This window comes from Lyngbya sp. CCY1209 (assembly GCF_055795065.1).
In genome coordinates, this window is the sequence record NZ_JAYFER010000600.1 from 1 (window position 1) to 26,640 (window position 26,640).

18 protein-coding genes are annotated in these 26,640 nt (G+C 57.1%); 12 read left to right on the forward strand and 6 right to left on the reverse strand.

Features of this window, described 5'->3' with window-relative positions; translation table 11 throughout:
• Nucleotides 1-823 precede the first annotated feature (823 nt).
• Both AC0QHF_RS22425 and ppc read left to right on the forward strand, forming a co-directional pair.
• Complete coding sequence (locus AC0QHF_RS22425) at nucleotides 824-1,078, forward strand: hypothetical protein (protein WP_324706477.1); 255 nt, start codon at nucleotides 824-826, stop codon at nucleotides 1,076-1,078.
• 611 nt (nucleotides 1,079-1,689) lie between these two features.
• Complete coding sequence (gene ppc / locus AC0QHF_RS22430; RefSeq protein WP_324706478.1) at nucleotides 1,690-4,797, forward strand: phosphoenolpyruvate carboxylase; 3,108 nt, start codon at nucleotides 1,690-1,692, stop codon at nucleotides 4,795-4,797.
• 84 nt (nucleotides 4,798-4,881) lie between these two features.
• Here the strand turns inward: ppc and AC0QHF_RS22435 are convergent, their stop codons facing one another.
• Nucleotides 4,882-5,325, reverse strand: coding sequence for a hypothetical protein (locus AC0QHF_RS22435; RefSeq protein WP_324706479.1), 444 nt, complete (start codon nucleotides 5,323-5,325; stop codon nucleotides 4,882-4,884).
• Between the two features lie 300 nt (nucleotides 5,326-5,625).
• Between AC0QHF_RS22435 and AC0QHF_RS22440 the strand changes: the two genes are divergently transcribed.
• Both AC0QHF_RS22440 and AC0QHF_RS22445 read left to right on the forward strand, forming a co-directional pair.
• Entirely contained in the window at nucleotides 5,626-6,228 is a 603-nt protein-coding gene (locus tag AC0QHF_RS22440) for a hypothetical protein (protein ID WP_324706480.1), read from the forward strand.
• A 45-nt stretch (nucleotides 6,229-6,273) separates the two neighbouring features.
• Nucleotides 6,274-6,777 (forward strand): type III secretion system chaperone family protein, encoded by a 504-nt coding sequence (locus AC0QHF_RS22445; protein WP_324706481.1) that lies wholly within the window; start codon nucleotides 6,274-6,276, stop codon nucleotides 6,775-6,777.
• Between the two features lie 42 nt (nucleotides 6,778-6,819).
• Here the strand turns inward: AC0QHF_RS22445 and AC0QHF_RS22450 are convergent, their stop codons facing one another.
• The 3 genes from AC0QHF_RS22450 to AC0QHF_RS22460 form a co-directional block, all read right to left on the reverse strand.
• Complete coding sequence (locus AC0QHF_RS22450; protein WP_324706482.1) at nucleotides 6,820-9,276, reverse strand: putative PEP-binding protein; 2,457 nt, start codon at nucleotides 9,274-9,276, stop codon at nucleotides 6,820-6,822.
• Between the two features lie 95 nt (nucleotides 9,277-9,371).
• The gene (locus AC0QHF_RS22455) at nucleotides 9,372-10,106 is read right to left on the reverse strand and encodes a glycerophosphodiester phosphodiesterase (RefSeq protein ID WP_324706483.1); all 735 of its coding nucleotides are present in this window, start codon (nucleotides 10,104-10,106) and stop codon (nucleotides 9,372-9,374) included.
• A 24-nt stretch (nucleotides 10,107-10,130) separates the two neighbouring features.
• On the reverse strand, nucleotides 10,131-10,994 hold the full coding sequence (locus tag AC0QHF_RS22460) for an alpha/beta fold hydrolase (RefSeq protein WP_324706484.1): 864 nt from the start codon (nucleotides 10,992-10,994) through the stop codon (nucleotides 10,131-10,133).
• Between the two features lie 235 nt (nucleotides 10,995-11,229).
• Between AC0QHF_RS22460 and AC0QHF_RS22465 the strand changes: the two genes are divergently transcribed.
• Together AC0QHF_RS22465 and AC0QHF_RS22470 are read left to right on the forward strand one after the other, a co-directional pair.
• The gene (locus tag AC0QHF_RS22465; protein WP_324706485.1) at nucleotides 11,230-12,687 is read left to right on the forward strand and encodes a RecQ family ATP-dependent DNA helicase; all 1,458 of its coding nucleotides are present in this window, start codon (nucleotides 11,230-11,232) and stop codon (nucleotides 12,685-12,687) included.
• A gap of 83 nt (nucleotides 12,688-12,770) precedes the next feature.
• Nucleotides 12,771-13,637, forward strand: coding sequence for a cysteine peptidase family C39 domain-containing protein (locus AC0QHF_RS22470; protein WP_324706486.1), 867 nt, complete (start codon nucleotides 12,771-12,773; stop codon nucleotides 13,635-13,637).
• Nucleotides 13,638-13,969: 332 nt separating this feature from the next.
• Here the strand turns inward: AC0QHF_RS22470 and AC0QHF_RS22475 are convergent, their stop codons facing one another.
• A complete protein-coding gene (locus tag AC0QHF_RS22475) occupies nucleotides 13,970-16,429 on the reverse strand; it encodes a VIT domain-containing protein (RefSeq protein WP_375341458.1) in 2,460 nt (819 codons plus the stop codon).
• A 1,227-nt stretch (nucleotides 16,430-17,656) separates the two neighbouring features.
• Between AC0QHF_RS22475 and AC0QHF_RS22480 the strand changes: the two genes are divergently transcribed.
• The 5 genes from AC0QHF_RS22480 to AC0QHF_RS22500 all read left to right on the forward strand — a co-directional run bounded on the left by AC0QHF_RS22480 (nucleotide 17,657) and on the right by AC0QHF_RS22500 (nucleotide 23,577).
• Nucleotides 17,657-19,372, forward strand: a complete 1,716-nt coding sequence (locus tag AC0QHF_RS22480; protein ID WP_324706487.1) for a CTP synthase — start codon at nucleotides 17,657-17,659, stop codon at nucleotides 19,370-19,372.
• Nucleotides 19,373-19,767: 395 nt separating this feature from the next.
• A complete protein-coding gene (locus tag AC0QHF_RS22485; protein ID WP_324706488.1) occupies nucleotides 19,768-20,190 on the forward strand; it encodes a hypothetical protein in 423 nt (140 codons plus the stop codon).
• Nucleotides 20,191-20,397: 207 nt separating this feature from the next.
• Entirely contained in the window at nucleotides 20,398-20,952 is a 555-nt protein-coding gene (locus tag AC0QHF_RS22490) for a pentapeptide repeat-containing protein (protein ID WP_324706489.1), read from the forward strand.
• Nucleotides 20,953-21,060: 108 nt separating this feature from the next.
• Nucleotides 21,061-22,461, forward strand: a complete 1,401-nt coding sequence (locus AC0QHF_RS22495; RefSeq protein WP_324706490.1) for a sensor histidine kinase — start codon at nucleotides 21,061-21,063, stop codon at nucleotides 22,459-22,461.
• A 207-nt stretch (nucleotides 22,462-22,668) separates the two neighbouring features.
• Nucleotides 22,669-23,577, forward strand: a complete 909-nt coding sequence (locus tag AC0QHF_RS22500; protein ID WP_324706494.1) for a tetratricopeptide repeat protein — start codon at nucleotides 22,669-22,671, stop codon at nucleotides 23,575-23,577.
• Nucleotides 23,578-23,655: 78 nt separating this feature from the next.
• Here the strand turns inward: AC0QHF_RS22500 and AC0QHF_RS22505 are convergent, their stop codons facing one another.
• Complete coding sequence (locus tag AC0QHF_RS22505) at nucleotides 23,656-24,054, reverse strand: response regulator (protein ID WP_324706491.1); 399 nt, start codon at nucleotides 24,052-24,054, stop codon at nucleotides 23,656-23,658.
• Nucleotides 24,055-24,814: 760 nt separating this feature from the next.
• Here AC0QHF_RS22505 and AC0QHF_RS22510 point away from each other — a divergent pair.
• Nucleotides 24,815-26,640 (forward strand): DNA gyrase/topoisomerase IV subunit A (locus AC0QHF_RS22510; RefSeq protein ID WP_324706492.1); only part of this gene is annotated, 1,826 nt, incomplete at its 3' end.

Sequence of the window (26,640 nt, forward strand, 5' to 3'; positions counted from 1 at the left end):
CTCCATCTTACGTCTGAACCGTGACCCGTCTGCATATCCCAGACATTACATCTGGGCGTTGGCTTCTGGTCACATCTTACCCCCATGTGGCTTGCGCTTACACTTGCGGATTTGTTGCCTTCACTACTTGCTTAATCGACCATTGAGCAAGAGCCAGTATGGGGTTATTTCGTTCCATCTGTATGGGTATTCCATCCTTAGACTTATCCTTTCCCCCGGTGTACTTTTAAGGGTCTGTGTGGATAGCTGAAAGAATCTTCCACTTTTCCACTTACTCATTCGAGCAGCACCGTTATCAACCTGTTTTCGATACCAAATATTATCGAGGGTTCATGACAGATATTCACCTTTCGGTTAGTCATAGATGATTGGCAGTGGTCAGAGTGTTGGTGGCAGATTCCACCTCACCGCCTTCCGTTCCCCGCTTCAATCCTGGGTTTGTGAATCCCAAAACTGGGGGTGGCTATCGCCTCCTCTCTCGAAGATTGTTAAAGAATTGTTAAGATTCTCCGACTTTCTCCTTGACCCTGAGAGTTCCCACCTCATTTAGTATCGTGCGATATTAAACTTGGGAACATACAGATAGTTATAAGGCTGGTCAGGGGTGCGCCCCTTATATTCACCCGAGGGGGTGAAAGCCTTACCGGAAGGTTATTTCGGGCATTTCAGCCCTATTTTCTCCCGAACGAATCGCACCTTTCGACTATATTTTGGCATAGTTAGGGCAGAGTTGAAGACCCGATCAGTCCGAGTCCGGCCCGCGATTCGCCCGACGGGTTCCGAGGCTGGGCCGCACCGGCGTTTGCATGGAGGTAAGTTGTCGATGTCACCGTCTTCTTGGGGCGATCCGTCCCCCCCCCCGAACACTTCCGAACCCTCCCCCACCCTGCCCTCCGACTGGCTGCTGGGGTTGGCCGCGGTTCCCTTCGTGGGGGCGATGGCCGGGGGCCGCCTGATTCGAGATGTGGTGTTGGGGTTGAGCCAGAGCAGCGAGGAGGTGTTCCGGGGCGATCGCCTCCCCGTCCTGCACTTTCCCCAGACGCCGCCCGGGGATTCCGATGCGGAACCCTCGGATTGAGGGGTGGGGGAGAATTGACAATTGACAATTAATTGTCTTTCTCCCGACCTGTCGCTCCCGCCACCCCGGATATTTTCGGGTTGGCGGGCGGAATTTGACATCACTTGACTATCGGAAAATCGGCGGTTCCGCTGCCGGGGAAAGCCCTTTTTTTCGGAGAGTTGTTGACTGGAAGCGGAGACAAATTTTCCCCGCGATCGCCGTCATTTTTACGGTGTCAAAGCGGGGGAGAACGGCCCCGGGCTACGGGAACGCCAGCACTGAAAAAGTCTGGAGAGCGCCGTTTTTCGGCCCCCGGCGACCCTCGCCGTGCCGGGACGCGATCGCCCACCTCCTTGCGCCGGCAGAAAATGGGCTTCGGCCGCCGGTGTAACGCCCCGTACCGTCCCCCAATTTTCGGCGGTTTTTAATTGTAAAATTTAGATCCGAGAATCGTCTCTGGAGTCAATATACCACAAAACGGCGCGGTCGATTGATACATCAGATACATCGCCACCAAATTTAAGGAAGGCTGGCGATGATTTCTCATCAGTTCCCCCGCCATATTCTACGAAGTGTCTACCCGACCAGTATAATAAGTTGGATATTCTTGCTAAATAGGAACAGACCTTATGAGTTCACTGCTCCAATCCTCAGAACAGGTCCCCAGCGCGGTCGTTTCATCCAATGCTCCGTTAACAGCCTCAGACCTCTTGTTACGCAATCGCCTCAAAATTGTCGAAGACTTGTGGGAAAGTGTACTCCGGCAGGAGTGCGGACAGCAATTGGTGGATCTGCTGCTGCAAATGCGATCGATGACCTCGCCGGAGGGGCAGGCCTCCCCCGATCTCAAAGCCAACGTCTGGCAAATTATCGAGCAACTCGACATCAACGCGGCCATCCGGGCGGCCCGGGCATTTGCCCTGTATTTTCAACTGATCAATATCGTCGAGCAACACTACGAGCAGCGGGATCAACAACTCGCCTACGCCCACCTCAAACAGCAGGGGAAATCCTCGGTTGCCCCTGGCAAGTCCGGCGGCTCGATTTTTGAAACCCGGAATCAGCGCTTCTCGGATGCGGAAGAGGCGCCGGTGGACGTCTCCGCCCCCGCCGGATCGAGTCGGGACGGCCGTGACCGGGCGACCTTCCACCACCTGTTTCCGATGCTGCGGCGGTTGAACGTACCCTCCCAGGTGATCCAGCGGCTGCTGGACCAACTCGACATCCGGCTGGTGTTCACCGCCCACCCCACGGAAATCGTGCGCCACACGATCCGCACCAAACAGCGCCGGATCGCCAAAATTTTACAGCAATTCGATCGCGTCGATGAAAGTTACGGCGGCCTGAGAAACGAGGACGCGGAAACCACCTCCCTCGTCACCGCCTGGACCGGCGAACTGCAAGAACAACTGCGGGAAGAAATTCGCCTGTGGTGGCGCACCGACGAGCTGCACCAGTTCAAGCCCACGGTCTTGGACGAAGTGGAATACAGTTTGCACTATTTCCAAGAAATTCTATTCGACGTCATCCCGCAACTGTACCAGCGCATCAAGCAGGCGCTGCACCCCTCCTTCCCCTACCTGCGGCCCCCCAACTACGATTTCTGCAAATTCGGCTCCTGGGTGGGGGCCGATCGCGACGGCAACCCCTCGGTGACGCCGGAAGTCACCTGGAGAACCGCCTGCTACCAGCGCAACCTGGTGCTGGAAAAATACATCCAAGCCGTCGATCACCTCAGCCGCCTGTTGAGCCTGTCCCTGCACTGGAGCGACGTGCTGCCCGAACTGCTCGAATCCCTCGATCGCGACCAGATCCAACTGCCGGAAATCTACGACAAAGTCGCCATCCGCTACCGCCAGGAACCCTACCGCCTGAAACTCTCCTACGTCCAGAAGCGCCTGGAAAATACCCGCGATCGCAACGAGCGCCTCTCCAACAGCAACGAAGTCGAGCGGGAGCGGGAGCGCATCGTCACCAAAGATCGGGACGGCAGTCTCTACCACTCGGGGACGGAATTCCTGCAAGAGCTGCAACTGATCCAGCGCAACCTGGAAGCCACCGGCATCCACTGCCGGGACCTGGAAAATCTCATCTGCCAGGTGGAGATCTACGGCTTCTATCTGGCTCGCATGGATATGCGCCAGGAGTCCTCCGTCCACGGCAACGCCATCAACGAGGTGGTGGAGTACCTGCAACTGCTGCACAAACCCTACAACGACCTCACCGAGTCCGAACGCGCCCTGTGGCTGAGTTCGGAACTGCAAACCCGCCGCCCCCTGATCCCCGCCGAGCTGCCCTTTTCCGAAAAAACCTGCGAAACCATCAACACCTTCCGGGTGATGCGGGAACTGCAACAGGAATTCGGGGCGGAAATTTGCCAGACCTACATCATCAGCATGAGCCACGACGTCAGCGACCTGCTGGAGGTGCTGTTGCTGGCCAAGGAAGCCGGACTCTACGACCCGGCCACGGGCGTCGGCAACTTGAGCGTCGTGCCGCTGTTTGAAACCGTCGATGACCTGAAGCGGGCGCCGAGGGTGATGAAAGATCTGTTCGAGTTGCCCCTGTACCGGGCGATGTTGGCCGGTGGCTACGAAAAATACCGGGAAGTGGGCGAGGACATCAACGCCTCTTTGCAGGAGATCATGTTGGGGTACTCCGACAGCAACAAGGATTCCGGGTTCCTGAGCAGCAACTGGGAAATTCACAAGGCTCAGAAATCCCTGCAGAGTTTGGCCGAGTCCTACCACGTCGGCATCCGCATCTTCCACGGCCGTGGCGGTTCCGTGGGCCGTGGCGGGGGTCCGGCCTACAAGGCGATTTTGGCGCAACCGGGCAAGAGCATCAACGGCCGCATCAAGATCACCGAGCAGGGGGAGGTGCTGGCCTCCAAATATTCCCTGTCCCAACTGGCGCTCTACAATTTGGAGAGCGTGGCGACGGCGGTGATCCAGGCCAGCCTCCTGCACACCGGATTCGACGAGATCGAGCCCTGGAATGAAATTATGGAGGAGTTGGCGACGCGATCGCGGAGTTGTTACCGACGTCTGATCTACGAACAGCCCGACCTGGTGGAGTTCTTCGAGCAAATCACCCCCATCCAGGAAATCAGCCAACTGCAGATCAGCTCCCGGCCCGCCCGCCGCAAGGGGGACAAGAAAAAGGATATTTCGGGCCTGCGGGCGATCCCCTGGGTGTTTAGCTGGACCCAGAGCCGCTTCTTGCTGCCCTCCTGGTACGGCGTGGGGACGGCCCTGCAGGAGTTCGTGGAGGAGGAGCCGGAAGAACACCTGAAACTGCTGCGCTACTTCTATATCAAATGGCCGTTTTTCCGCACCGCCCTCTCGAAGGTGGAAATGACCCTGGCGAAAGTGGATTTGGAAATCGCCCACCACTACGTCCGGGAATTGAGTCACCCCGAAGACCGCGATCGCTTCGAGGCCCTGTTCGATCAGATCGCCACGGAGTACAACCTGACGCGGAAACTGGTCCTGGAGATCACCGGACAGCAGGGTTTGTTGGACAATGACCCGGCCCTGCAGCGATCGGTGCAACTGCGAAACGGCACGATCATCCCCCTGGGACTGTTGCAGGTGTCCCTGCTGCAACGCCTGCGCCGCCACGGCACCGCCGCCACCCCCGGCGTGATCCATTCCCGCTACAGCAAGGGGGAACTGCTGCGCGGCGCCCTGCTGACGATCAACGGCATCGCCGCCGGGATGCGGAATACGGGCTGATGTAGGGAATCGGGAGTCGGTATTAGGGAGTCGGGAACAATTGATAATTGTCAATTATCAATTATCAATTGATTTCCCCGCGCCTCAAAAGGCGTACACCCGGCCCCGTTCGTCGATGAAGATGGCGCGGTTTTGGTGGGGGTCGTCGGCGGCGGTGGGGCGGATGCTGACCCTGAGCACGTTGTCGCGATCGACGTGAAACTCGTAGGTGAGGGGGTTCGTCGAGGCGGGGGTGTTGATTAGGATGCTGCCGGTTTCCCCCCGCCGAGGATTGACTTTCAGGAACAGTTGCCCCGTCGCCCCCGGGGGGAGCGATCGCGGCGGCTCGTTCGCCCGGGCGTAGTTGAGGAGCCGGTCGGTTTCGTTGGCCAGTTGGACGACGATGGGGCGGCCGGGATCGACGGTGGCCCGGACGGGGGAACCCGTCACGAGCCGCGGCCCGTCGCTCGCGGGTTCCGAGAGGGTCGCCGGGGGGGCGAGGGTGCCGCCGATGATCCAAACCAGGGTGGCCAGTGCGGTGTAATTCATGGTCAGATCCCAATTCGACGCTTCAGTAATCTGTCCCCAAGCGGGCGATCCGGATGTGATCGCGCGACAATCTGGGGCGGTCGATATCGGCAGGAATGTCGGTTCGAGCATCTCCCGAAATTTTCTTGCGACTCCCGGCAAAACGTGCTATTGATTAGGGTGAAATTTCGTAAAATCACTCAAACTGTCAGCACCCCGCTCTGAAAAGACGGGGCTTCGTGCCTCCCCTTCAGGTGAGCGCCCGAGCCAATTTGCCGACGGTTTACACGGTCCCCAAACTCAGTCGCACGATCGCACTTTATGTCTGGACAACTGGTTCCTTTTCATGTCCCGAGTGGTTGGGCAATTCTTCACAATTCCTTCGTGGATGTAGACCCGAACATTCAAAATGGCTACATCACGAACGGCGAGTTTTTTCATGAAAATTTGCTGTCGGTCAAACCCATCGAGTTCGATGGCACGGACTGGGTGACAGTTCGGGACGGGTACGAATTGCAGTTGGGGTGGTATCCGCAATACAGCCCCGACGGATGTTACCGCCTGACGGTGAGTCAAGGTGGCGAGGAAAACAAAACGGTCGTCAAATACGAGTCGAAAGACCGGGAGGAAATTCGTCAGGTCGTCGATCGCTGCCTCGGTTGGGTGTCCCGACGGGCGGGGATAGAAGAAATTAAAAGTTTGCTTGAAATTGAAGGAAAAGAGATCCATAAAAACGTCGTCGGCTTCCGGGGAATTCGGAAGAAAGTCGCGGAGCCTTCCCTGGAAAAAATAAATCGATTGACCTACAGCCAGGTGGGATGGTGGGTCCCGGTTTACTACGAAGTTTGCAACATGGTTTATCTGGATGAAAAACCCAACGAAATGTCCTACAATGGGTTGACAGCGGAGAACCAGATGGCATGATCGTCCCCGAAACAAATTCATTGGATTCAGGAGATTGAAAAACCGATGGTCGTTTCCGAACCAAATCAGCAAGAAACCATTTCAACTGACGAGCGCTTTTTAAATATGCCTTTGTTTGATGTTTTAATCGAGTTCCTGACGGAGGATGGTTGGGTCTACAAGGAGATCGAACATCGCCGCGTTTTAGCCTTGGGAATTGAAGGAAAAAACGGCCGATTTGACTGCTACGCGATCGCGCGGGAGGAGGAAAAGCAAATTACCGTCTATTCGATCTTCCCCGTGAAAGTGCCGGACTACAAGCGCCAGAACGTCGCTACCTTCGTGACGCGGGTCAACTACGGCACGATCATCGGTAACTTTGAACTGAATTTCTACGACGGCGAAATCCGCTACAAAACCAGTTTGGACGTGGAAGGCGATCGCCTCACCCCCGCCCTGGTCAAACACTTAATTTACACGAACGTCACCACGATGGACAAGTTCCTCCCCGGCATCATGTCGATCGTCTACGGCAACATCTCGCCGGAGGAGGCCATTTCAAGATATTAGGGTGTGGGGTGTGCGGGCGTGGGGTGTGGGGAATTTTAGATTTTAGATTCTTCCCCTCTTTAATTCCTCTTCCCCGACTCCCGACTCCCGACTCCCGACTCCCTTCCCCTTTCGGGAGGCTGCCAAAATCAACCGCTGTTCGGCCCGGGCGATGGCGAGGTGGGTGGGGGCGACGGCATCCAAACTGACGGAAATGGATTCGATTCCCCACTCGATGAGGGCGTCGATCAGGTCGGGGTAGAGGGTGGGGGCGTCGCCGCAGATGGACGTGCCGAGGCCGAGGGTATGGGCCGTTTGGATCAACTGCCGCAGGGCTTCCAGCAGGGCGGGGTGGCGGGCGTTGAGCTCCCCATCGCGTCGGGTGCGATCGCGATCGATTCCCAGCATTAACTGGGTCAGGTCGTTGGTGCCGATCGCGATTCCCCGCGCCCCGGCTTTTTCGTAGTCGGCCAGTTGGAAAATCACGGAGGGCACTTCCGCCATCATCCACAGTTGAAATTGCGGATTCCGGGTCAGTCCGGCCCGTTCGACGCAGGTGCGGTAGGTGGAAAATTCCCCCACCGACCGCACGAAGGGCAGGATCAAATTGATGTTGCCGGCGCCGGCTTCCTGCAAGTCCGAGAGCACGGCCAATTCCAAATCGAATAAGGTGCGATTCTCCGGCGACCGATGCCAGTTGCACAGCGAGGAAGATTGCAGGCGGACAAATTCCGGGACTTCGGCATTTCGGGACGGGCGCACCCGGTGGTAAAACTCCCGCAGGTCGAGGGCGCGATAAAAAATGGGTTTGGGGGCCAAAATACTCGCCAACTTCCCCAGGGGGGCCTTCATGCCCCGGACAAAGCGATCTTGCCCTTCCGGTTCCAGCCAGTGTTGGAAGTTCGGCAGTCCGTCGGTGTCGAAGGTGTCCGCCCCCCCCGAGAGCAGGTCTAGGGCCAACAACTCCGATCGCACCAACCCCACCCCGTCGATGGGGAGTCCCGGCAGTCGGTCGATGGACTCGGATTGGCTGACGTTCGCCATCAACCGGGTGGCGGTGGGGAATTGGACGGGGACGATTCCGGGATTCCCGGCGTTCGGGTCGGCGGCGGAGACATCCCCGGTTTCGGACTTTTCCGGGGCGACGGGCCGCACCTCCCCGCGATCGCCATCGAGGAGCAGCACCTGCCCCGTCTTCGTGCGTCGGGTGGCTTCGAGTACCCCCAGCACGGCCGGAATCCCCAATTCCCGGGCGACGATCGCCCCGTGACCCGTCATGCCACCCTGTTCGGCGATCAGGCCGGAAGCCCGTTTCAGTAGGGGGAGCCACCGGGGGGTCAGGGATGGGACGACGAGGATCGACCCGGATTCAAATGTGGCGAGGTCGGCGTTGGTGTCCGCGATCACGTAGGCCGAGGCGACCGCCCGACCCTTGGCCGCCCCCAATCCCCACAGGGAACCGCCGCGGTCCGGCGCCGCGGCTCCATCGGCCGCGGACGGCGGCGGGAACGTGTTGGAGACGTCCCCCATTTCCCCCGCACTGCGGACGCCGGAAATCAACCATTGGGGTTCGGAAGCGTCGGCAGTCCCGGCGACGACCCAGTCGATCCCGCAACTCGAACCGATTTCGGCGATCGCCAGCCCCATCGGCGGAATCCAGGCAGACCGCCGGGATTCGGTCAAGATCCACTGCTTCTGCCGTTCTTCCTCGATAATTTTGCCCCCGATGGGGGGGTGGCCGGGTACGGGGGGGAGGCCGTCCCCCGTGTCCTCGTCGGGGCCAGATTTGAGGCGGTAAACGATACTCTGTCGCCCCCGGGTCTGACCTTGGATGTCGCCGGTTTCAACGTCGATCTGGTGGCGTTCGGGTTCGGCTTCCCCCGCCGTGCGGTCGAGGGTGAGCCCCCAGTTGGCTCGCACCAGCAGGGTACCGCGTCCGGAACGGCAGGCGGAACCGGAGGCGATGGCGTCGGGGAGGGGTTGCACCAGCAGGGTGGGTTTGAGTTGGGGGAGGGACACCCCTTTTGTCCGCCAGTACAGCAGACTTCTGGCTCGAAATACTTCGGCCCAGGCCCGTTTGACGCCCGAGGCGACGGACTCCGCATCGGACCGACAGGAGGCGGTTTCGAGTATCCCGGCGGTTTTGAGGTGGGGGACGATCAATTCGGGGGACAGCAGGCAGGCGGCGGTTTGAAAGGCCCCGACGGCATCGCCGAGGGCGGAGATCCAGTCCGGGGGCAGGGGGGTGTTGAGGATCTGCGATCGGATTCTCTGGGCGATGATTTGGAGTTGGCGAGAGTTGTTGATGTCGAAGTATAAGAACGATTCGGGCAGGTCCACGAACAGCGGATCAGACCAGTCGATCGACCGCAAAAACTGCCAAAATGAAGCTGCCGAAATCACGAACCCGGGAAGTACCGGATGGCGTTGTCGGGTCAAATTACCGAGTAGAAATGCACGGTCGCCAACCGTTCCCAGATCGGATGGAAGCAGTTCGTGGAGCCAGTATAGATTATCCACATCTTAACCCAAGCTAATTGATGGCACTGCGGAAGCGTTGCGGATGGTTGTCGGCGATCGCGGGATAGTATCAGCCCTCCCAAGCTGGTTATCGATTAATTTCCAATGATATCAGAACCGATGAGGGAATTGGTAACGATCCGCCCGATACCCGCCGCGGCCAACCGCCGAAAATCGTCGCGATCGTCCACCGTCCAAACCACCACGTCCACACCTTGAGAGCGGCTGATTTCGGCTAGGCCGGGACGCTCTAAAATGACGTGATACTCGCTGCTGAGGATGGCATTTCCCGCCGCCGTCGCTTTTTCGAGTTGCCGGGAGAAATCATCGTTCGTTAACATGAAATATCCGATCTGAATCTGGGGGGAACGTTGACGGCAGCGGGTCAATAATTCCTCATTAAAAGATGTGAGAATGGCGCGATCGCCCAGTTTTGCAGCCTCCACCATCTCCAGCAGGGTTTCGAGTTCCCCCTCCGACCATTCGGCGTGGGGTTTGAGGTCGAAATAGAGATGACCGCCGATGTCTTTCAACCCCGCCAACGTCTCTTCTAAGGTGGGGATGGTCGCCCCGGCGTAGCGTTCCGCGAACCTGGCGCCGGCGTCGAGTTGTTTGAGTTCGGCGAGGGTTTTTTCCCGGACGGTTCCGGAAGTTCCGGTGATCCGATCAAGGGTTTCGTCGTGGAAGATGACGGGGATGCCGTCGGCGGTAATTTGCACGTCGAATTCGACGGAGTTTGCCCCCCGGCGGACGGCGGCTTCAAAGGCGACCAAGGTATTCTCGGGGGCGATGGCGGAAAAGCCCCGGTGGGCGATCATTTCTAAGTTCAATATTCGAGCCTCTTCACGGGTAATTTAAACAGTAGAAACTGGGGTTTGGATGAGCCGGTCTAAAAATTCCGCGACGGTGCGGTTGAAGGATTCCGGTTCCACCAAAAACGGCCAGTGATTTCCCGGCACTTGCCGAATTTGCAGATTTTTCAGATAGTTTTGATAGGGTTTCAATTGCCAATCCGTGCGGTTGACCCCCCGTTCCGGTTGAATCAACAAGGTCGGGATCGCGATCGCCTCCGTCAAACCCGGCACTTTCATCACTTCCTCAAACACACCATTTCGGGCCGCGACGGTAAATTTCGACCCCCATTTTCCATCGGGTTTCGCTTCCACTGCCTCCCGAAAAACTTGCCGTTGGGATTCGCTCCACCCCGCGAATTGGCTGAGTTCTTTTGCCCGACTTTCGGCCGCTTCAAAACTCTCAAAGGGACCCATACATTTCAGGGAATCTAATTTTCGATAAACGATGGGAAGGGTGAGTTTCAACACCCCCGGCATTTTGGTGATAAAAATCGGATCGACCAAGATCAGACTGCGGAACCGTTCCGGCCGTTTTGTCGCCCAAATGGGAAGCAATTTTCCCGTCCAGGAGTGCCCCAGAGCGTGGCAATTCGACCAGTTGAGATGACGCAACAACCCCTCCAGATCGGCGATCGCATCCTCGAAGCTGTAGCCGCGATCGGGTTTGTCGCTGTCGCCGTGTCCCCGCATATCGGGGGCGACGATATGATAGCGATCGCCGAGATATTCGGCCAGCCTCGTCCAAACTAAGGCGTGATCGGCGAGCCCGTGCAGGAGCAACAGCGACTGTTCGCCGTCCGGATTCCACTCCAAATAGGACAGGGCGATCGATTCGAGTTCTAGGGTTTTGCGGGTGGGCGACATTGCAGAAATTGGAAATTTTGATTAAGAATTCAGAATAGCTGGCACAAGGAGACGAGATCGATGATAGTCTTAAAATTAATTGCATATTTTGATAACTTTGTCAACCCCGCCGGGGCAATGGTTCTCCCTCGACCGCAACCGAATATTAACCGAAGATTAACTCGGGCGATCGCTCCCGAATCGAGAGCGAGGGTCATTCTCCGTCCGGTCGATTTTTGAAACCCGAGAACAGACCATGATTTCTAAATCCCAGTCGGCCGCAATTGCCGACGTCCGGAACGCCCTCAAACAGATCTGGGGATACGACGACTTTCGCCCGCCCCAAGGGGAAATTGTCCGCAGTTTGATGGAAGGAAAAGATGCCCTCATTGTCCTGCCTACGGGGGGCGGAAAATCCATCTGTTTCCAACTCCCCGCCCTATTAAAAAACGGATTAACCCTGGTGGTTTCGCCCTTGGTCGCCCTGATGGAAAACCAAGTGCAAGAACTGCGCGATCGCCACCTCCCCGCCACCCTCATCCACAGCCAAATCTCCCCCCAAAAACGCCGCCAAACTCTGAAACAGTTGGAAGAAAATCACCTCAGACTGTTGTATCTGTCCCCGGAAACCCTCCTCAGCAAACCCGTTTGGAACGTTATTTCTAAACCCGATATTTCCATCAACGGATTAATCTTAGATGAAGCCCACTGTTTGGTACAGTGGGGGGATACATTTCGCCCCGCTTACCGCCGTTTGGGGGCCGTCCGCCCCGCCTTATTAAAGAACAAACCCCCCGGCAGCAAAATCGCGATCGCCGCCTTTACCGCCACCGCCGATCCCCGCGCCCAAAAGACGATACAAACCGTCTTGCAACTGCAAAAACCGCAGCCCTTTTTACTGAGTCCCTATCGCAAAAATTTGCACGTCAAAATTCAACGGGTGTGGACTCCAAATGGACGGCAAAAACACCTGCTAAAATTTATCGGCGATCGCAAAGGAAAAGCGGGATTAGTTTACGTCCGCACCCGCAGGGACAGCGAAGAATTGGCGGATTGGCTGCGAGAAGAGGGCTACAAAACCGCCCCGTATCACGCCGGACTCGACTCCGAACAGCGGCGGGGAATTGAAGCGGATTGGTTGGGGGGAAAGCTGACATTTGTGGTCTGTACCTCCGCCTTCGGGATGGGCATTAATAAACCCGATGTCCGCTGGGTCGCCCACTTCCAACCGCCGTTATTGTTATCAGAATATATCCAAGAAATCGGACGGGGCGGACGGGATGGTAAACCCGCAGAAGCCCTGACTTTGCTGTGCGAACCGACGGGTTTTTTATATCCCGAAGACAAGCAGCGTCAGCAGTTTTTACAGGACAATCTCCGCCAACAAACCCAGCAGGCGAAACGGTTAATTAACAAACTGCCAAAACGGGGAAATTTAGACACCGTGTCCGCCCAATTTCCCCAAAGTGCGATCGCCCTCTCCCTCCTCCACGCCGCCAGAAAACTGACCTGGATCGATCCCTTCAATTATAAAATAACCGAAAATAACCTCTCTTTTTCCGAAGATTCCAACGCGATCGCCATCCGGCAGATGAACCAATATTTTGGAACCCGAGACTGTCGCTGGAAATTTCTGTTGGAGGCGTTCGGGTTTGAAAAAGAGGCGAAATCGTTTCGCTGCGGTCACTGCGACAATTGCGATCGGCATCAATAGCGATCGTTGGATTTTCTGGATGTATCGACGATGAATCATTTGTCAGACATCCTCAGTCGCCGAAATGAAAAGGAGGAATTTTGATGTTATTAATTATTCCAATTTGTTTGGTTCCCCTGGTTTTGGGGATAATGCTGGGAAACCGTTTGGCAAAGCGGGGACTGACCGCAGAAAATGCCCTGGAGAAACACCAAAAAACAGTTTATTTTATCGTGATTCCCGTGACGATCGCGATCGGTTTGGGGTTGATTTTGGGAAAACTGGAGCTCACCGGATGGGTTCCCCTGTTCATTTTACTTCATCTGGGGGAACATTTTGACAGTTTGGTGTTGGCGATCGGATGGTTCGGCGTGGGATTATTACTGGGACTGGAATGGCGGGGACGGACAGAATTGAAACGGCTGCAACAGCTCATTTTGACGATAGTTGTAATGACCGTACCCCTGTGTTTTTTAATGTCCTACTGGCTGCCGGTTTCGGTTTCCTCACCCCTGATAATGGATGGAATTGTCCTACAAACCACGACTTACACCTGTGCCCCCGCCAGTATCGCAACCTTGGCAAAATGGACGAAAATTGCACCCGATGCCACCGAAAAAGAAGCAGCCACGATCGCCGGAACGAACCGTTTCGGGACGGGGGGTTTGGCTGAAATGCGGGCGATGCGTCGCCTGGGATTGAAGCCGGAATATCGGCGGGATTTAACAGTCAATGATTTGGTCATATTAAATCACCCCGCCCTCCTCCACGTCAAAGCCTTAATCGGGGGCGAAAGAATCGGACACGCGATCGCACTTTTGGCGATCGATCCGGTTGAAAAAACCTTCACTATCGGCGATCCACTCGACGGAATTCATGTCAAATCTTTCGAGGAATTGGAACCGGCGGCGGGATATTGGACGGGAGAAGCGGTATTGGTAAAAGCCAGCGCTTTTCCAATCGCGCCGTGACCAATTTTATGGCGGAAAAAATCCCCCCCCAGATCATCCCCCCCAGCCCCCCTTTGTAAGGGGGGAGAATGGAGGGATATTCTCCGATTTGATAGTGGCGAATATCCCCCCCAGCCCCCCTTTGTAAGGGGGGAGAATGGAGGGATATTCTCCGATTTGATAGTGGCTAATATCCCCCCCAACCCCCCTTTGTAAGGGGGGAGAATGGAGGGATATTCTCCGATTTGATAGTGGCTAATATCCCCCCCAGCCCCCCTTTGTAAGGGGGGAGAATGGAGGGAGAATGTCTTCAAAGTCCCCCTTATTAAGGGGGATTTAGGGGGATCTCCCATTTACGGTTTAACCCGAAGCGTCAACCGAATGGTCCGATCGCCCGACATTTGGAACCGCCAACTTTGCAACGATCGCGCCACCCGTTCGATGGTAATTAACTCCTCCCGAGTCCCCGACAAACTCATCGTCGAAGCGCGATCGTCGAGGATCACGCGCCCCACATTTCCATCATTAACCGAGATGTCAAATACCAGTTCTCCCGCCACGTCTTCGGGGAGACTCAACCCCTGCAAATAGCGATTCAATTCGGCTGTTGGGAGGCGATCGAGTCCTTCCACCGCGACCACTTCCAAACGAGAGAAAATCGACCCCATTTGTTCCGGTTCTTCTAAAGGTGAAATCGGAGAGGGAGGCGGCGCGGGTGCGACGGGTACATTTCCTCGGGTTCCGCCACTTTGTAAACGGGTACGCAGACGATCTGCGCCGGTAAAATTAGTTGAACCTTGTAAACGGGTTGTCGTACTGAACTGATTATTTTGGGGAGCTCCGAAAATTCCATCGTAGCTGACTCCTTCGGGAATTTCCACCGGCACTTCGACGGTGTAACGCCGTCCTTCCGGATCGACTCGCACCTCTTCGCTGACGGCGATAAAGGCGGTATATTGAGACAGTAAACGGTAATTTAAGGCCGTTTCCGTGACCGTTTCCACCCCGGATTTTGTCTCAACGGCGAACATTTGATTCATCAGATCTTTGATTTTGGCGCGGCCCCACAAACTGGCGATCGCGGTATTGCCTGCATCGGAAATAAAATTAACCGGAATTATCTTTTCGTAGCGATCGCCCCCCGCGGCAATTCCGACAATTTTGATCCGTCCCCCCCGGCGATCGGATTTGCGTCCGTACAACACCAGCGGCTGACCCGAAAACAGATCCGGCGCCATGTTTGGATACAGTTCCACTGGGGTTCCGTCCCCCTCCCAACTGACTTCGATATTGGTGAGAATGGGATTGTTAATTTCATTCAAAAATTCCTCGGTCGCCGCCTCGATGGGTTCGTCTTGGCGGACGACGCGAACCGTGCCCCGTCCCACCTCCGCCAGACGATCCAATAAAAACCGATTGACGGAACTTCCCACCCCGAAACTGTAGAGGCGATTTCCCGGTTTTAAATTGCCCTGAACCGCCGCCAAAACTTCCGTTTCATTCCCGATATAACCGTCCGTAACTAAGACGATACTCCGCAGCCGTCCGGGTGGTGGCGGGGGAAAATCTGTCACGGCTTGAATCCCGTTCAACAGTTGCGTGCCGCCGTTGGCTTCGAGGGTGTCGATGTAGGCGATCGCCCGTTTTCGGTTGGCTTCGGTATTGTTTAACGGGGTCGGAGAGAGGCTGGTCGCGGTATCGGAAAAATCGATAATTGTGAAGGTATCGTCGGCGTGCAAACCCCGGATAAATCGGCGCATCAATTCTTTGGATTTGACCAGCGGTTCCCCCTGTTGGGAACCGGACGTATCCATCAAAAATACCACGTCTTTCGGGACGATCGCCCGTTCGGGATAGTCCAACGCCGGAATCAAATAAACGGCGAAATGTCCGCCCCGAGCATCGGCTTGGCTGAGGACGGTGGCTTGGGTATTTTCCCCCGCAATTCGATAGCGGAGGATCAGGTCTTTGTCGGGTACGCGATCGCTTTCCGCGAGGGTGACTCGGACGGCATCTCCCCGATTTTCGGTGACGATATCGTGGGAGGGCGATCGCACATCTCGGACGGGAACGCCGGCTTCAATTTCCACCGCAATTTCGATTTTATGTTCGGAGGGAATTTCGGGGGGGAGAACCGGCGGATTGATGCGGGATGCGTCGGGAACGCGATCGGTTCCGCGTTGTCCATTCAACGGGTTTCCGGGAATGTAGCGAGGGCCGACGACCGTGGGAAATACGAACTCGTAATCCCCCCCGTCGAATTGCAGGCGATCGCTGTAGCGGATGGTGACTTCGATAGTTTCTCCGGGTCTAATATTTGCCAAAGATTGAGTGAAAATATTCGCTCTTTCTTGTTCGAGTAAACCTGCCGTCTGTCCCTGTTCCCTCGCCCGTTCGTAAATTTCCCTCGCCTCTTCCCGCTTTTTGATATCGGCTTTGATAATGCGATCGCCGATTTTGATTTCCATTTCGTCAACAGCCGCTTCGTCGGGGAGGGGGAAAATATAAATGGCTTCTAAGGGTTCATCGAAGGGATTTTCAAAGATTTGAGTCACCGCCACCCGCGACACGTTCCCCGACACTTGGGCGTTTACGCTCGTCCGTTTGAGGGGAAACGCCAGTTGGGTTTCAGCTTCGGATTGGACGTAAAGTCCGGCGGGGGAATCGCTTGGGGTTTGGCTCATCGGTCGGCTTTCATTTTGTAAACTTTGGGCGATCGCCGGGGGCGAACCCCAACTCGCCTCCGCCGTCGATTTTGAGGGGATAAGGAATAAGAATAAAAGTGCGATCGGGGTAAATGCTTTGAATTTCATTGTTGTAGATGATAAAATAGAATCGGATGCGTTTACAAGAGAGTCACCGGGAAATCGAAGCGATGGGAGTTTCTATTAGAGACCGAATGAATTGTACCTCAAAATGTTCCCGATCGCGGAGGTTTCCAATTTCCCCCCATCCCCCCTTCCCTACCTCCCACCTCCCACCTCCCACCTCCCACCGATTGCCTATTGCCTATTGCCTCCTATTGCCTATTGCATCCCACCGATTGCCTCCCATAAAAATCTCACCCAATTGAATCGAATCAACCGGATGAGATGGGTTGTCAACTTCCAGGGAAAATTGACCGCTGAGAAGTTAAAACAAAATGACCTAATCTTGTCCTCTCTTCACGGTATTTTGAGCGGATTCCGGAACGGGAGAGCAATCTTTTTGAACGTGTCGTTCGTGGGGGTCGAGAATGAGAGAATCTCGCCGAGGGCGATTTTTCCCCCGGCATTGCCGGCGGGGGGTCGCCGGCGACAATTGAACGTCCGACAACCGACCCCGGACGACCGGCCCGGAGTCCCCCGCATCTCCTTCCCGGACATCCGCCACGGCAGCGGATTCCGCACTGCGGAAGCCCCAGCGGCGGGCACTTCCCGAACAGTCCGCGAGAAATTGCCCGGTCCGGTGGTTTCACCCCGAAGCCGATCGAGTCGATCTGCGGTATCATGATTTTGGGTAACTGAAAAGCCACAGTCTCGTGCAGAAGTGCGATCGATTGCCATTTCAATCGGCGATGGTGTATGGGAGTCGTGTTGTCAGAGGGATCATTCCGACGGTTCGAGAGCCGGACGGAATTTGAAAAGCATCGGTTCGAGTTGAATGATCAGGTTGATAATCCTCCGCCCAAAATCCACCCATCAAAAATGTCAGTGCGGACTCGAAAAATCGTTTTTTTCGTCCCCAAAATTTGCGACAACTGAACGAAAATCAGGGCCGGCTTCGGAGGAATGTCGGGGAACCGAAAAAATGGGTGCGAGAAATTTGGCAATGACGATCCGATCCGAACTTCACCGATGGATTGTTTCCGGAGGAAATTCGTCGGAGAATGGGCGAAAATTGGGAGCGATGCGAATCACATTTTCCCCGAATTGGAAGCGCCGATCGCCCGTCAATATTTGCTTTCGGGCGTTTTTGGGTAGTCCTCCAAACCCCCGGATAGGATTGTGGCACAATGAGTACAGTTCCCAAAGGCAGGGTTAGCGTTGGATCACATTTTTATGACCAAGTTTGTTTTTATTACCGGTGGTGTTGTCTCCAGCATCGGCAAGGGAATTGTCGCGGCGAGTTTGGGGCGCCTGTTGAAATCCCGGGACTATTCCGTATCGATCCTCAAATTGGACCCCTACATCAACGTCGATCCCGGCACCATGAGCCCGTTTCAGCACGGGGAAGTCTTCGTCACCCAGGACGGGGCCGAAACCGACCTCGACCTCGGACACTACGAACGATTTACCGACACCTCCATGTCCCGCCTCAACAGCGTCACCGCCGGTTCCATCTACCAGGCCGTGATCAACAAAGAACGGCGGGGCGACTACCAGGGGGGGACCGTCCAGGTGATCCCCCACATCACCAACGAGTGCAAGGAACGCATCCACCGGGTCGCCCAAAACACCAACTCCGACGTGGTGATCACCGAAGTGGGTGGCACCGTGGGGGACATCGAGTCCCTGCCCTTTTTGGAGGCCATCCGGCAGTTCCGCAAGGACGTCGGCCGCAAAAACGTAGTCTACCTCCACGTCACCCTGATGCCCTTCATCGGCGCCGCCGGGGAGATGAAGACCAAACCCACCCAGCACTCCGTCAAGGAACTGCGGTCCATCGGCATCCAGCCCGATATCCTCGTGTGCCGGTGCGATCGCCCCTTGCCCCCCGGCCTCAAAGAAAAAGTCTCGGAATTCTGCGATGTGGAAGTGGAGAGCGTCATCACCGCCCAAGACGCGGATAGCATCTACGAAGTGCCGCTGATTTTGGAACGGGAGGGACTCGCCCAGCAAACCCTGGAACTGCTGCAACTCGAACAGCGGCAACCGGATCTCAGCGCGTGGCAAACCCTCGTCGATCGCCTCTACCACCGCCGGGGCACCGACATTTCCCCCCTGCCGCGCCAGAATATCGAAATCGCGATCGTCGGCAAATACATCCAGTTGAGCGATGCCTACCTGTCCGTCGTCGAAGCCCTCCGCCACGCCGCGATCGCCCTCGGGGCGGAACTGAACCTGCGCTGGGTCAACTCCGAAGACCTGCAAACCGCCGACGTCGAAGCCGGCCTCGAAGGCGTCCACGGCATCATCGTCCCCGGCGGCTTCGGGGTGCGGGGCATCGACGGCAAAATCGCCGCCATCCACCACGCCCGAGAACATCGAATCCCCTTTTTGGGTCTGTGTCTGGGGATGCAATGTTCGATCATCGAATGGGCGCGATACCGCGCCGGACTCCCGGGGGCCGACAGCGCCGAATTCGACCCCGACACCCCCAACCCGGTGATCAACCTGTTGCCGGAACAGCAAGATGTCGTCGATCTCGGCGGCACCATGCGGTTGGGACTCTATCCCTGCCGCCTGCAACCGGATACCCTCACCGCCAAGCTGTACGATCGAGAGGTAGTCTACGAACGCCACCGCCACCGGTACGAATTTAACAACGCCTACCGGACGCTGTTCCTGGAAACCGGTTATGTTATCAGTGGCTCCTCCCCCGACGGTCGCCTGGTGGAGATCATCGAACTTCCCGGACACCCGTTTTTCATCGCCACCCAGTTCCACCCCGAGTTTCAGTCCCGACCCAACGCCCCTCACCCCCTATTCCGGGGCTTCGTCGAGGCAGCTTGCGGTTCGGAACTCTCGCGGAACGGCGCCGGAGGAGATGAAAACAAAGGCGACCCGGACGGCAAGTTGAGTGCGGTGCTGAATGCGTCAGCCGACGCCCCCTAGATGGAATGGCAGTCCGGGCGTCGAATCGATGGTCGTCGGCCCGGAGTGCCCCCCGTTCTTTCTGTCATTCCCAATGCCACATTTTCTGACAGTTTTCATCAATGACATCCCATTTCTCCGTCGGGTGAGGTCTAAAATTGAATGTCCGAGGGCAAGGAGGATTAATCGATCGTTGACAATCGACAATCGACAATTGACAATTATCAATTCTTCCCGACACCCTGATCGGGGGAATCGGGAATGGGGAGTTGGGAATTGAAGGCAATTCAATCTCAGGCTCGGGGCGCCGTGCCTTGCGCCCCTACTAAAATTCCCGACACCCGACACCCTGATTCAAAATGGACCTGATGAGATTGAAAATTGCTATCGAAGGACTCGCGGGTTGAGGTGATCTCGTGGCGCACTGGATCAAACTGCTTTACGAAAGGGAGACCTATATAATCGACCTAGCCGGCATCGGTGCGTTCTGTGCCGGGCCGAATCATCGCCTGACGTTTTGGTTGAAAGATGGCAACCAGCCCATCATCATCCATCCCAAAACCAACCCGGAAGCCTATCAAATTATCCTCGACTATATCAAACAGCAAACGGCGGGCACCCCCGCCGCCGGCTCTTGGGTCAGAATCAATTACGATCGCAACGAATATATCATCGACTTGAGCCGCATCCAAGCCTTTAGCTGCGATGCCACCCAGCGGATTCTGTTTTGGCTGCCCAACGCCCGGGAGCAAATTGTCATCAATCCCCACGGCAACCCCGGCGCCTATCAGCGGGTCCAAGACTACATCTACAAAACCACCGGCTATTTGATTCCTTGAATACTCTCATCGGTTTGACTGATGGGATGGGAACGGCGAGATCCCATCGAAAATGGGTCGATTTTCGGCGATCGCCCCAAACCCTAAAAAAAGATTAACACAACTTAAACTTTTGTTACGAGGCGGTAAATTGTCAATCAGAATTCAGCCAAAATACCCGGACTCCCCTGCGGTATGGGATGGCACGTTTACGGCTCAAAGAGCGAGATGCAGGAATTAAGTGCGAAGGAGTTATTGTCTCAATATGCGGAAGGAAGGCGTAACTTTGGGGCGATCGCCCTCAACAGGGCCAATTTATTTGAAGCCAACTTGGAAGACATCGACTTAGAGGGCTCCCACCTGGTCCAACTCCATATGCCCTACGCCAACCTCAGCTACGCGAACCTCCAAAAAACCCAGATCCTCGAGGTCGAGTTCGGCGACATCCAACTCTACCACAGCAATCTCGCCGATGCCACCCTCCGGACTAGCAACCTGTCCCGAGCCAACCTGCGCTCCGGCAATTTGCGGGGGGCCACCCTGTGCGACATCAACTTGCAGGGGGCCGACTTGTACAACGCCGATTTGCGATCGGTTCACTTGCGAAATGTCGATCTCCAAAGGGCCAATTTGGAACGCGCCCGCCTCGAGGGGGCAACATTCGTCGGATGCAACCTGTTTCGGGCTAAAGGCATCAACCTGTCCCCTCTCGAATGCGATCGCACCGTCGCCCCAGACGGATTTTGGCTCGGCGTCGGAGAACCGGACACCCCCGAAAACTGATATATTAAACGCAGGTGGTGCGATTCGCCACACCGAGGAATCATCCCCGTTTTGCCGTGAAACCCAGAGCTCGCGACGGCAGACCCGAGCTGCGCCCAATTTTGTCCCGTGTCAGATGAATTGACGACCCATTTATCCCCCCCCCGACTCCTAGAAGGAAATCGCCCAGATTTGGATTTGGAAGCCACTCTGGGAGATTTGCCGAGCTATCACTTCGGCGTCCGTTCCCACTGTCGCGCCGGGGAAGTGATTCGAGAATTTCGGCAGAACCCCCTGCTGCCGGGGGTTCTGCTCTGGGACGACGGCTCTCGACCGCCCCGCCTGTCGGGGTTGCTCTCGCGGCGGCAACTGTTGGAATTGCCAATCCGGCCGCGGGGGTGGGAACTGCTGCAGGCGGAGTCCGTGGGGGTCTGCCACAGTTACGCCGGGGTGCCGACGCTGATTTTGCCCGATCGCCTCACCCTATTGGAGGCGGCTCGCCAAGCCTTCCGCCGGCCGCCCGAATTGCTGGCCGAACCCGTCGTCGTCAAACACGGGGAAACCGACCCCATCCCCTATTCCATCCTCAGTATCGACGACCTGAACATCGCCCACTGGCAGATCCGGGGGATCGAAACCCAAGTCCGCTACGAACGCACCCAGGTGCAGATGATCCAGAGCGAAAAGATGGCCAGCTTGGGGCGGCTGGTGGACGGGGTGGCCCACGAGATTCTCGACCCGGTGGGGTTCATCTGGGGCAATTTGACCCACCTGACTCAATACGCCGACGATCTGATGGGGCTGCTGTCGGCTTACGAACGGTACGTCCCGGAAATGCCGGCCGAGGTGCGATCGCGGAGGGAGGAAATCGAGCTGGACTTTCTGCGGGAGGATCTGCCCCGCCTCACCAAAAGCATCCACGGCGGTGCCGAACGGCTGAACCGGCTGGCGACGGGTTTGCAGAATTTTTGCCACATCGACGACGTACACCCGAAACCGGCCGACTTGCAGGGGTGTTTGGACGGCATCTTGTTGCTGCTCAAAAGCCGCATTTCCGGCATCGCCATCGCCCGCCACTACAGCCCGGTGCCGCCCGTCTCCTGCTACATCGGACAACTCAATCAGGTGTTCATGAATATCCTCACCAACGCCATCGACGCCCTGATCGATCGCGCCGTCCGACGGGATTGGGTGGACGAGTTCGGGCCAGCCTCCCCGGAGGACCGCGGCGAGCGGCCCCGGATCGACATCACCGTCAAAGTCTGTCTGGGCGACGGGAGCACCCCCGACCCGTCGAGTCCCGGACGGCGGTGGGTGTCGATCCAAATTGCCGACAATGGCCCCGGAATGTCCCCCCGAGAGCGGCAAAAAATATTGGACTCCTTTTCCACCCGCCGCCGCGCCGACAAAGAAACCAGTTTGGGACTCAGCTACGAGATCGTCACCGCCAAACACGGGGGCCAATTCGAGCTGCGATCGCAACTCGGCGTGGGGACGGAATTTGAAATTTTGCTGCCCCTGAACAATTGATAATTGATAATTGACCATTGATAATTATCAATTCATTCTCCCCCGACTCCCAAAAATTGGGCTTGGACTACAATTCTGGTCAGGGTTCACCCGATCGCCGAGATCGGGATGGGTTCCAAAGACCCGGAAACGCAGGAACTCGGGAGGTTCCGCTTCCCATTCCCCATTCCCCATTCCCCATTCCGCGATCGCTTACAATTGTTAATCATGATTTGGATCTCGAAATTTTCACCTTTGACCGGACTCGACCGCATTCCCCTGCTGGCGCTTTCCGTCGCCCTCGGTCTGGCGGGTTCCGTCCGGCCCGCGGCCGCCCAAGCTCTGTTGCCCTACACCCTGAAACTCGAATCGGAGCAACTCGAACAGACGGGACTGGGACTGATCGAGGAAGCCGCCCAACTGACGCGGTTCCAGCAATATCAACTCGCCCTTCCCCGGGCGGAACTGGCCACCCAACTGGCCCCGGACAACTATCAGACCTGGGCGCTGCTGGGCAGCCTCTACGTCCAGACGGAGCGGGTGGAGGAGGGCATCGAAGCCCTGCAAAAGGCCCGCGCCCTGGAGCCCGACAATCCGGGGATTCTCTTCGTGCTGGGGGAAGCCTATTTTCGCCGCGGGGAGTATCAGAAATCCGTCGATGAAATCGAAAAGGGGTTGCAACTCCAACCCGACGTGCCCGGCGCCCTGTTCGACCTCGGTAACGCCTATTTCCGGCTGGAACAGTTCGACGAGGCGATCGCCCGCTACGAGAAAGCCTACGAACAGGAAAAGAGCCTCTGGCCGGCGATCAACAATATCGGGCTGGTGGAGTACGAACTCGGAGAAACCGAGTCGGCCGTCCGCCGCTGGCGAGAAGCGATCGCCATCGACGAAGCCGCGGCCGAACCTATGCTGGCGATCGCCGTCGCCCTCCACCGCCGAGGCGAGGCGGAAAAGGCGCTGGAACTCGGACAGACGGCCCTGCAACTGGACATCCGTTACGCCGACGTGGAATTTTTACGGGAAAACCTGTGGGGCGACCGGCTGATCCGGGATACCCAGGCCTTTCTCTCGACGCCGCAGATGCGAGAGACCATCACCGCCCTCGAAGACCAACCCGCCCCGGGGATGCCTTAGCGGTGGGAGAGGGAAAACCGGAGGCGATCGAGATGCTACGGACAATCGCCGGCGCAATGGGGCATCGGTCGCTTCTCGTCATTCTTTCGGCAACAGCGACTTGATTTTTTCCACAAATTCTTGGTGGTCGATCACCGGTTTGGAAATGTAGTCGTCCGCACCGCTTTCGGCCAAAAAATCTTCGCGATCGCCGGCCATCGCGTGGGCCGTCACCAGGATGATCGGCAAGTTCGCCGTCTCCGGGTCGCCCTTGAGCAATTGGGTAATTTTGATGCCGTCCACCGCCTTGCCGTCGTAGACACTGCGGGCCAGGGACACGTCCATCAAGATCAGGTCGGCCTCTTTGGTGCGGGCCATCTCTATGACTTTATCCACATCTTCCGTGTGTTGGACAGCCAACCCCCCCCGCTTGCTCAAGATTTTGGCAAAAACGCGGGCGTTAACCGGATCGTCTTCTACAATCAGAACGGTCTTCATCTAAATCTCCGCTGGACAAACTCTCCAGTAACGATGTGCAATCTTAGCACGACCTGGATTGAAAAAGTCGGGCGCGCAAAAAGCCCCGCTTTTCATTATGACCCAAAACCGGGATTTCAAGCCCCGCCCGGAAGGGGCGGGGAGTGTCAATCGGAACGAAAACAACCTCCGAAATCTCCGAAGTCAAATGGACGGGGACGGTTGCGACTCTGACCCGCTCGAAACCCATTCTGGGGGGGAGCAGTTGACAGCACTTTGGGTTTTGCTCGATCTTAGAATAAATGGCTTCTCCCTACAAAACTGCAAGGAATCTCCGATCGGGTTTTTCCCGAAGCCGCTCGGCCGACTCCCCTCCCCGGGAGCAATTAATCTCCGGCCGAGGTGGCGGTCTGGCGATCGCACCCCCAACCCGGGCACAACTCCAAACAGTGTAGCGAGAGATGTCCGACATTGCCATTGAGACCGAGAGCCGTCAGGGTACAAACCCCACAGATTCGACTCGTCTCGGACTTCGACCCGTCGCCCGACGACGGCAAAAACCGGGGTTGAGTGGTGTTGCCCGGTCTGCAATTAAAATGGTATGACGTAAAAAACAACAAGTCCGCGACGGCTTCAACTCCAGCGTTTTTAAACCTCGGTCAATTCTCGTGGCAGTTGCCCGAACGGTCAGGACAAAGACCAACACTCACATCCAGACGGTCAACATTTGTTTTTTCCGTTCCCTGTTCCCCGCTATAGATACTCACACCGATCTTTCCTCATGGCCAGACAGTTAAACCTCCTCTCCGGGGAAGTGATCCCCACGTCGCTCCACACCGAAATGCAGCAGTCGTACCTCGAATACGCCATGAGTGTGATCGTGGGGCGGGCGTTGCCGGACGTCCGGGACGGACTCAAACCCGTCCACCGCCGCATCCTCTACGCCATGCACGAACTAGGACTGACCCCCGATCGCCCCTACCGGAAGTGCGCCCGCGTCGTGGGGGACGTCCTGGGCAAATACCACCCCCACGGCGACCAGTCGGTTTACGACGCCCTGGTCCGCCTGGTGCAGGACTTCTCCAGCCGCTATCCCCTCCTGGCCGGGCACGGCAACTTCGGTTCCGTGGACAACGACCCCCCCGCCGCCATGCGGTACACGGAAACTCGGCTGGCCGTGATCGGCAACGAGGGCCTATTGACCCAGGTGGGGGAGGCCACCGTCGATTTTGCCAGCAACTTCGACAACTCCCAGCAGGAACCCACGGTTCTCCCCGCCCAAGTGCCCTTCCTCCTCCTCAACGGCTCCTCCGGCATCGCCGTGGGCATGGCCACCAACGTCCCGCCCCATAATTTGGGGGAAGTGGTGGACGGGTTGATCGCTTTAATCGATCGCCCCGATCTCCCGGACAAAAAATTGCTGCAACTGATCCCCGGCCCGGACTTCCCCACCGGGGGGGAAATCGTCGCCACGGAGGGCATCGCCGACGCCTACACCCACGGCCGGGGCAGCATCGTCATGCGGGGGGTCGCCCGCATCGAACAGGTGCCCACGGCCGGCCGGCGGCGGACGAAAACCGCGATCGTGGTGACGGAACTGCCCTTCCAAGTCAACAAAGCGGGCTGGATCGAAAAGGTGGCGGGTTTGGTCAATACCGGGCGTCTGGAGGGAATTTCCGACATCCGCGACGAGAGCTCCCGGGAGGGGATGCGGGTGGTGATCGAGCTGAAGCGGGAGGCCACCCCGGAAGTGGTTTTACACCACCTCTACCAACACACGGATCTGATGTCGAAATTCGGGGCGATTTTCCTGGCTTTGGTGAACAACCAGCCCCGACAATTGAGCCTGCGGCAGATCCTGCAAGAATTTTTGCAATTTCGGGAGCGCACCCTGGTGCGGCGCTACACCCACGAGTTGGGGGTAGCCGATCGCCGCATCCATCTGGTGGCGGGGTTGCTCAAGGCCCTGTCGAATTTGGACGAGGCGATCGCGATTTTGCGGAACGCCCCGGACGGGAGCACGGCGAAAGTCTCCCTGCAAACCCGCCTGGACCTCGACGAACAGCAGGCGGACGCGATTTTGGCGATGCCGATGCGGCGGCTGACGGGGTTGGAACGGCAGAAGTTGCAGGACGAATTCGACGAGCTGACGGCGGAGATCGCTGGGCTGCACCGGCTGTTGGAGGACCGGTCGGAACTGCTTAAATCCTTGAAAAAAGAGCTGCGATCGCTCAAAAAGCGCTACGGCGACGCCCGCCGCACCCGGATTATTTCCTCTACGCCGGAACCGGCCGCCGAGCCGTCGGGAGGCGGTACCGCCACCAGCGACCCACCCAAAAAAGCCCCGATTCTGCGCCCCCAACTCCCCGAAGAAGATACCGTCGTCGAGGTATCTTATCGGGGGTACGTGCGGCGGGTGCCCCCCAAAACGGCCGAGTCGCGATCGCGGATGTCAGAAGATATCACCGTCGAAACCGGGGAGGATTTCCCCGTCGCCACCTACCGGACGACCACCGCCGAGCAGATGGTCATCCTCAACCGCATGGGCAAGGCCTACCCCCTGAACGTGGCCGACATCCCCGGCGGTTCGGCGCGATCGCGGGGCGT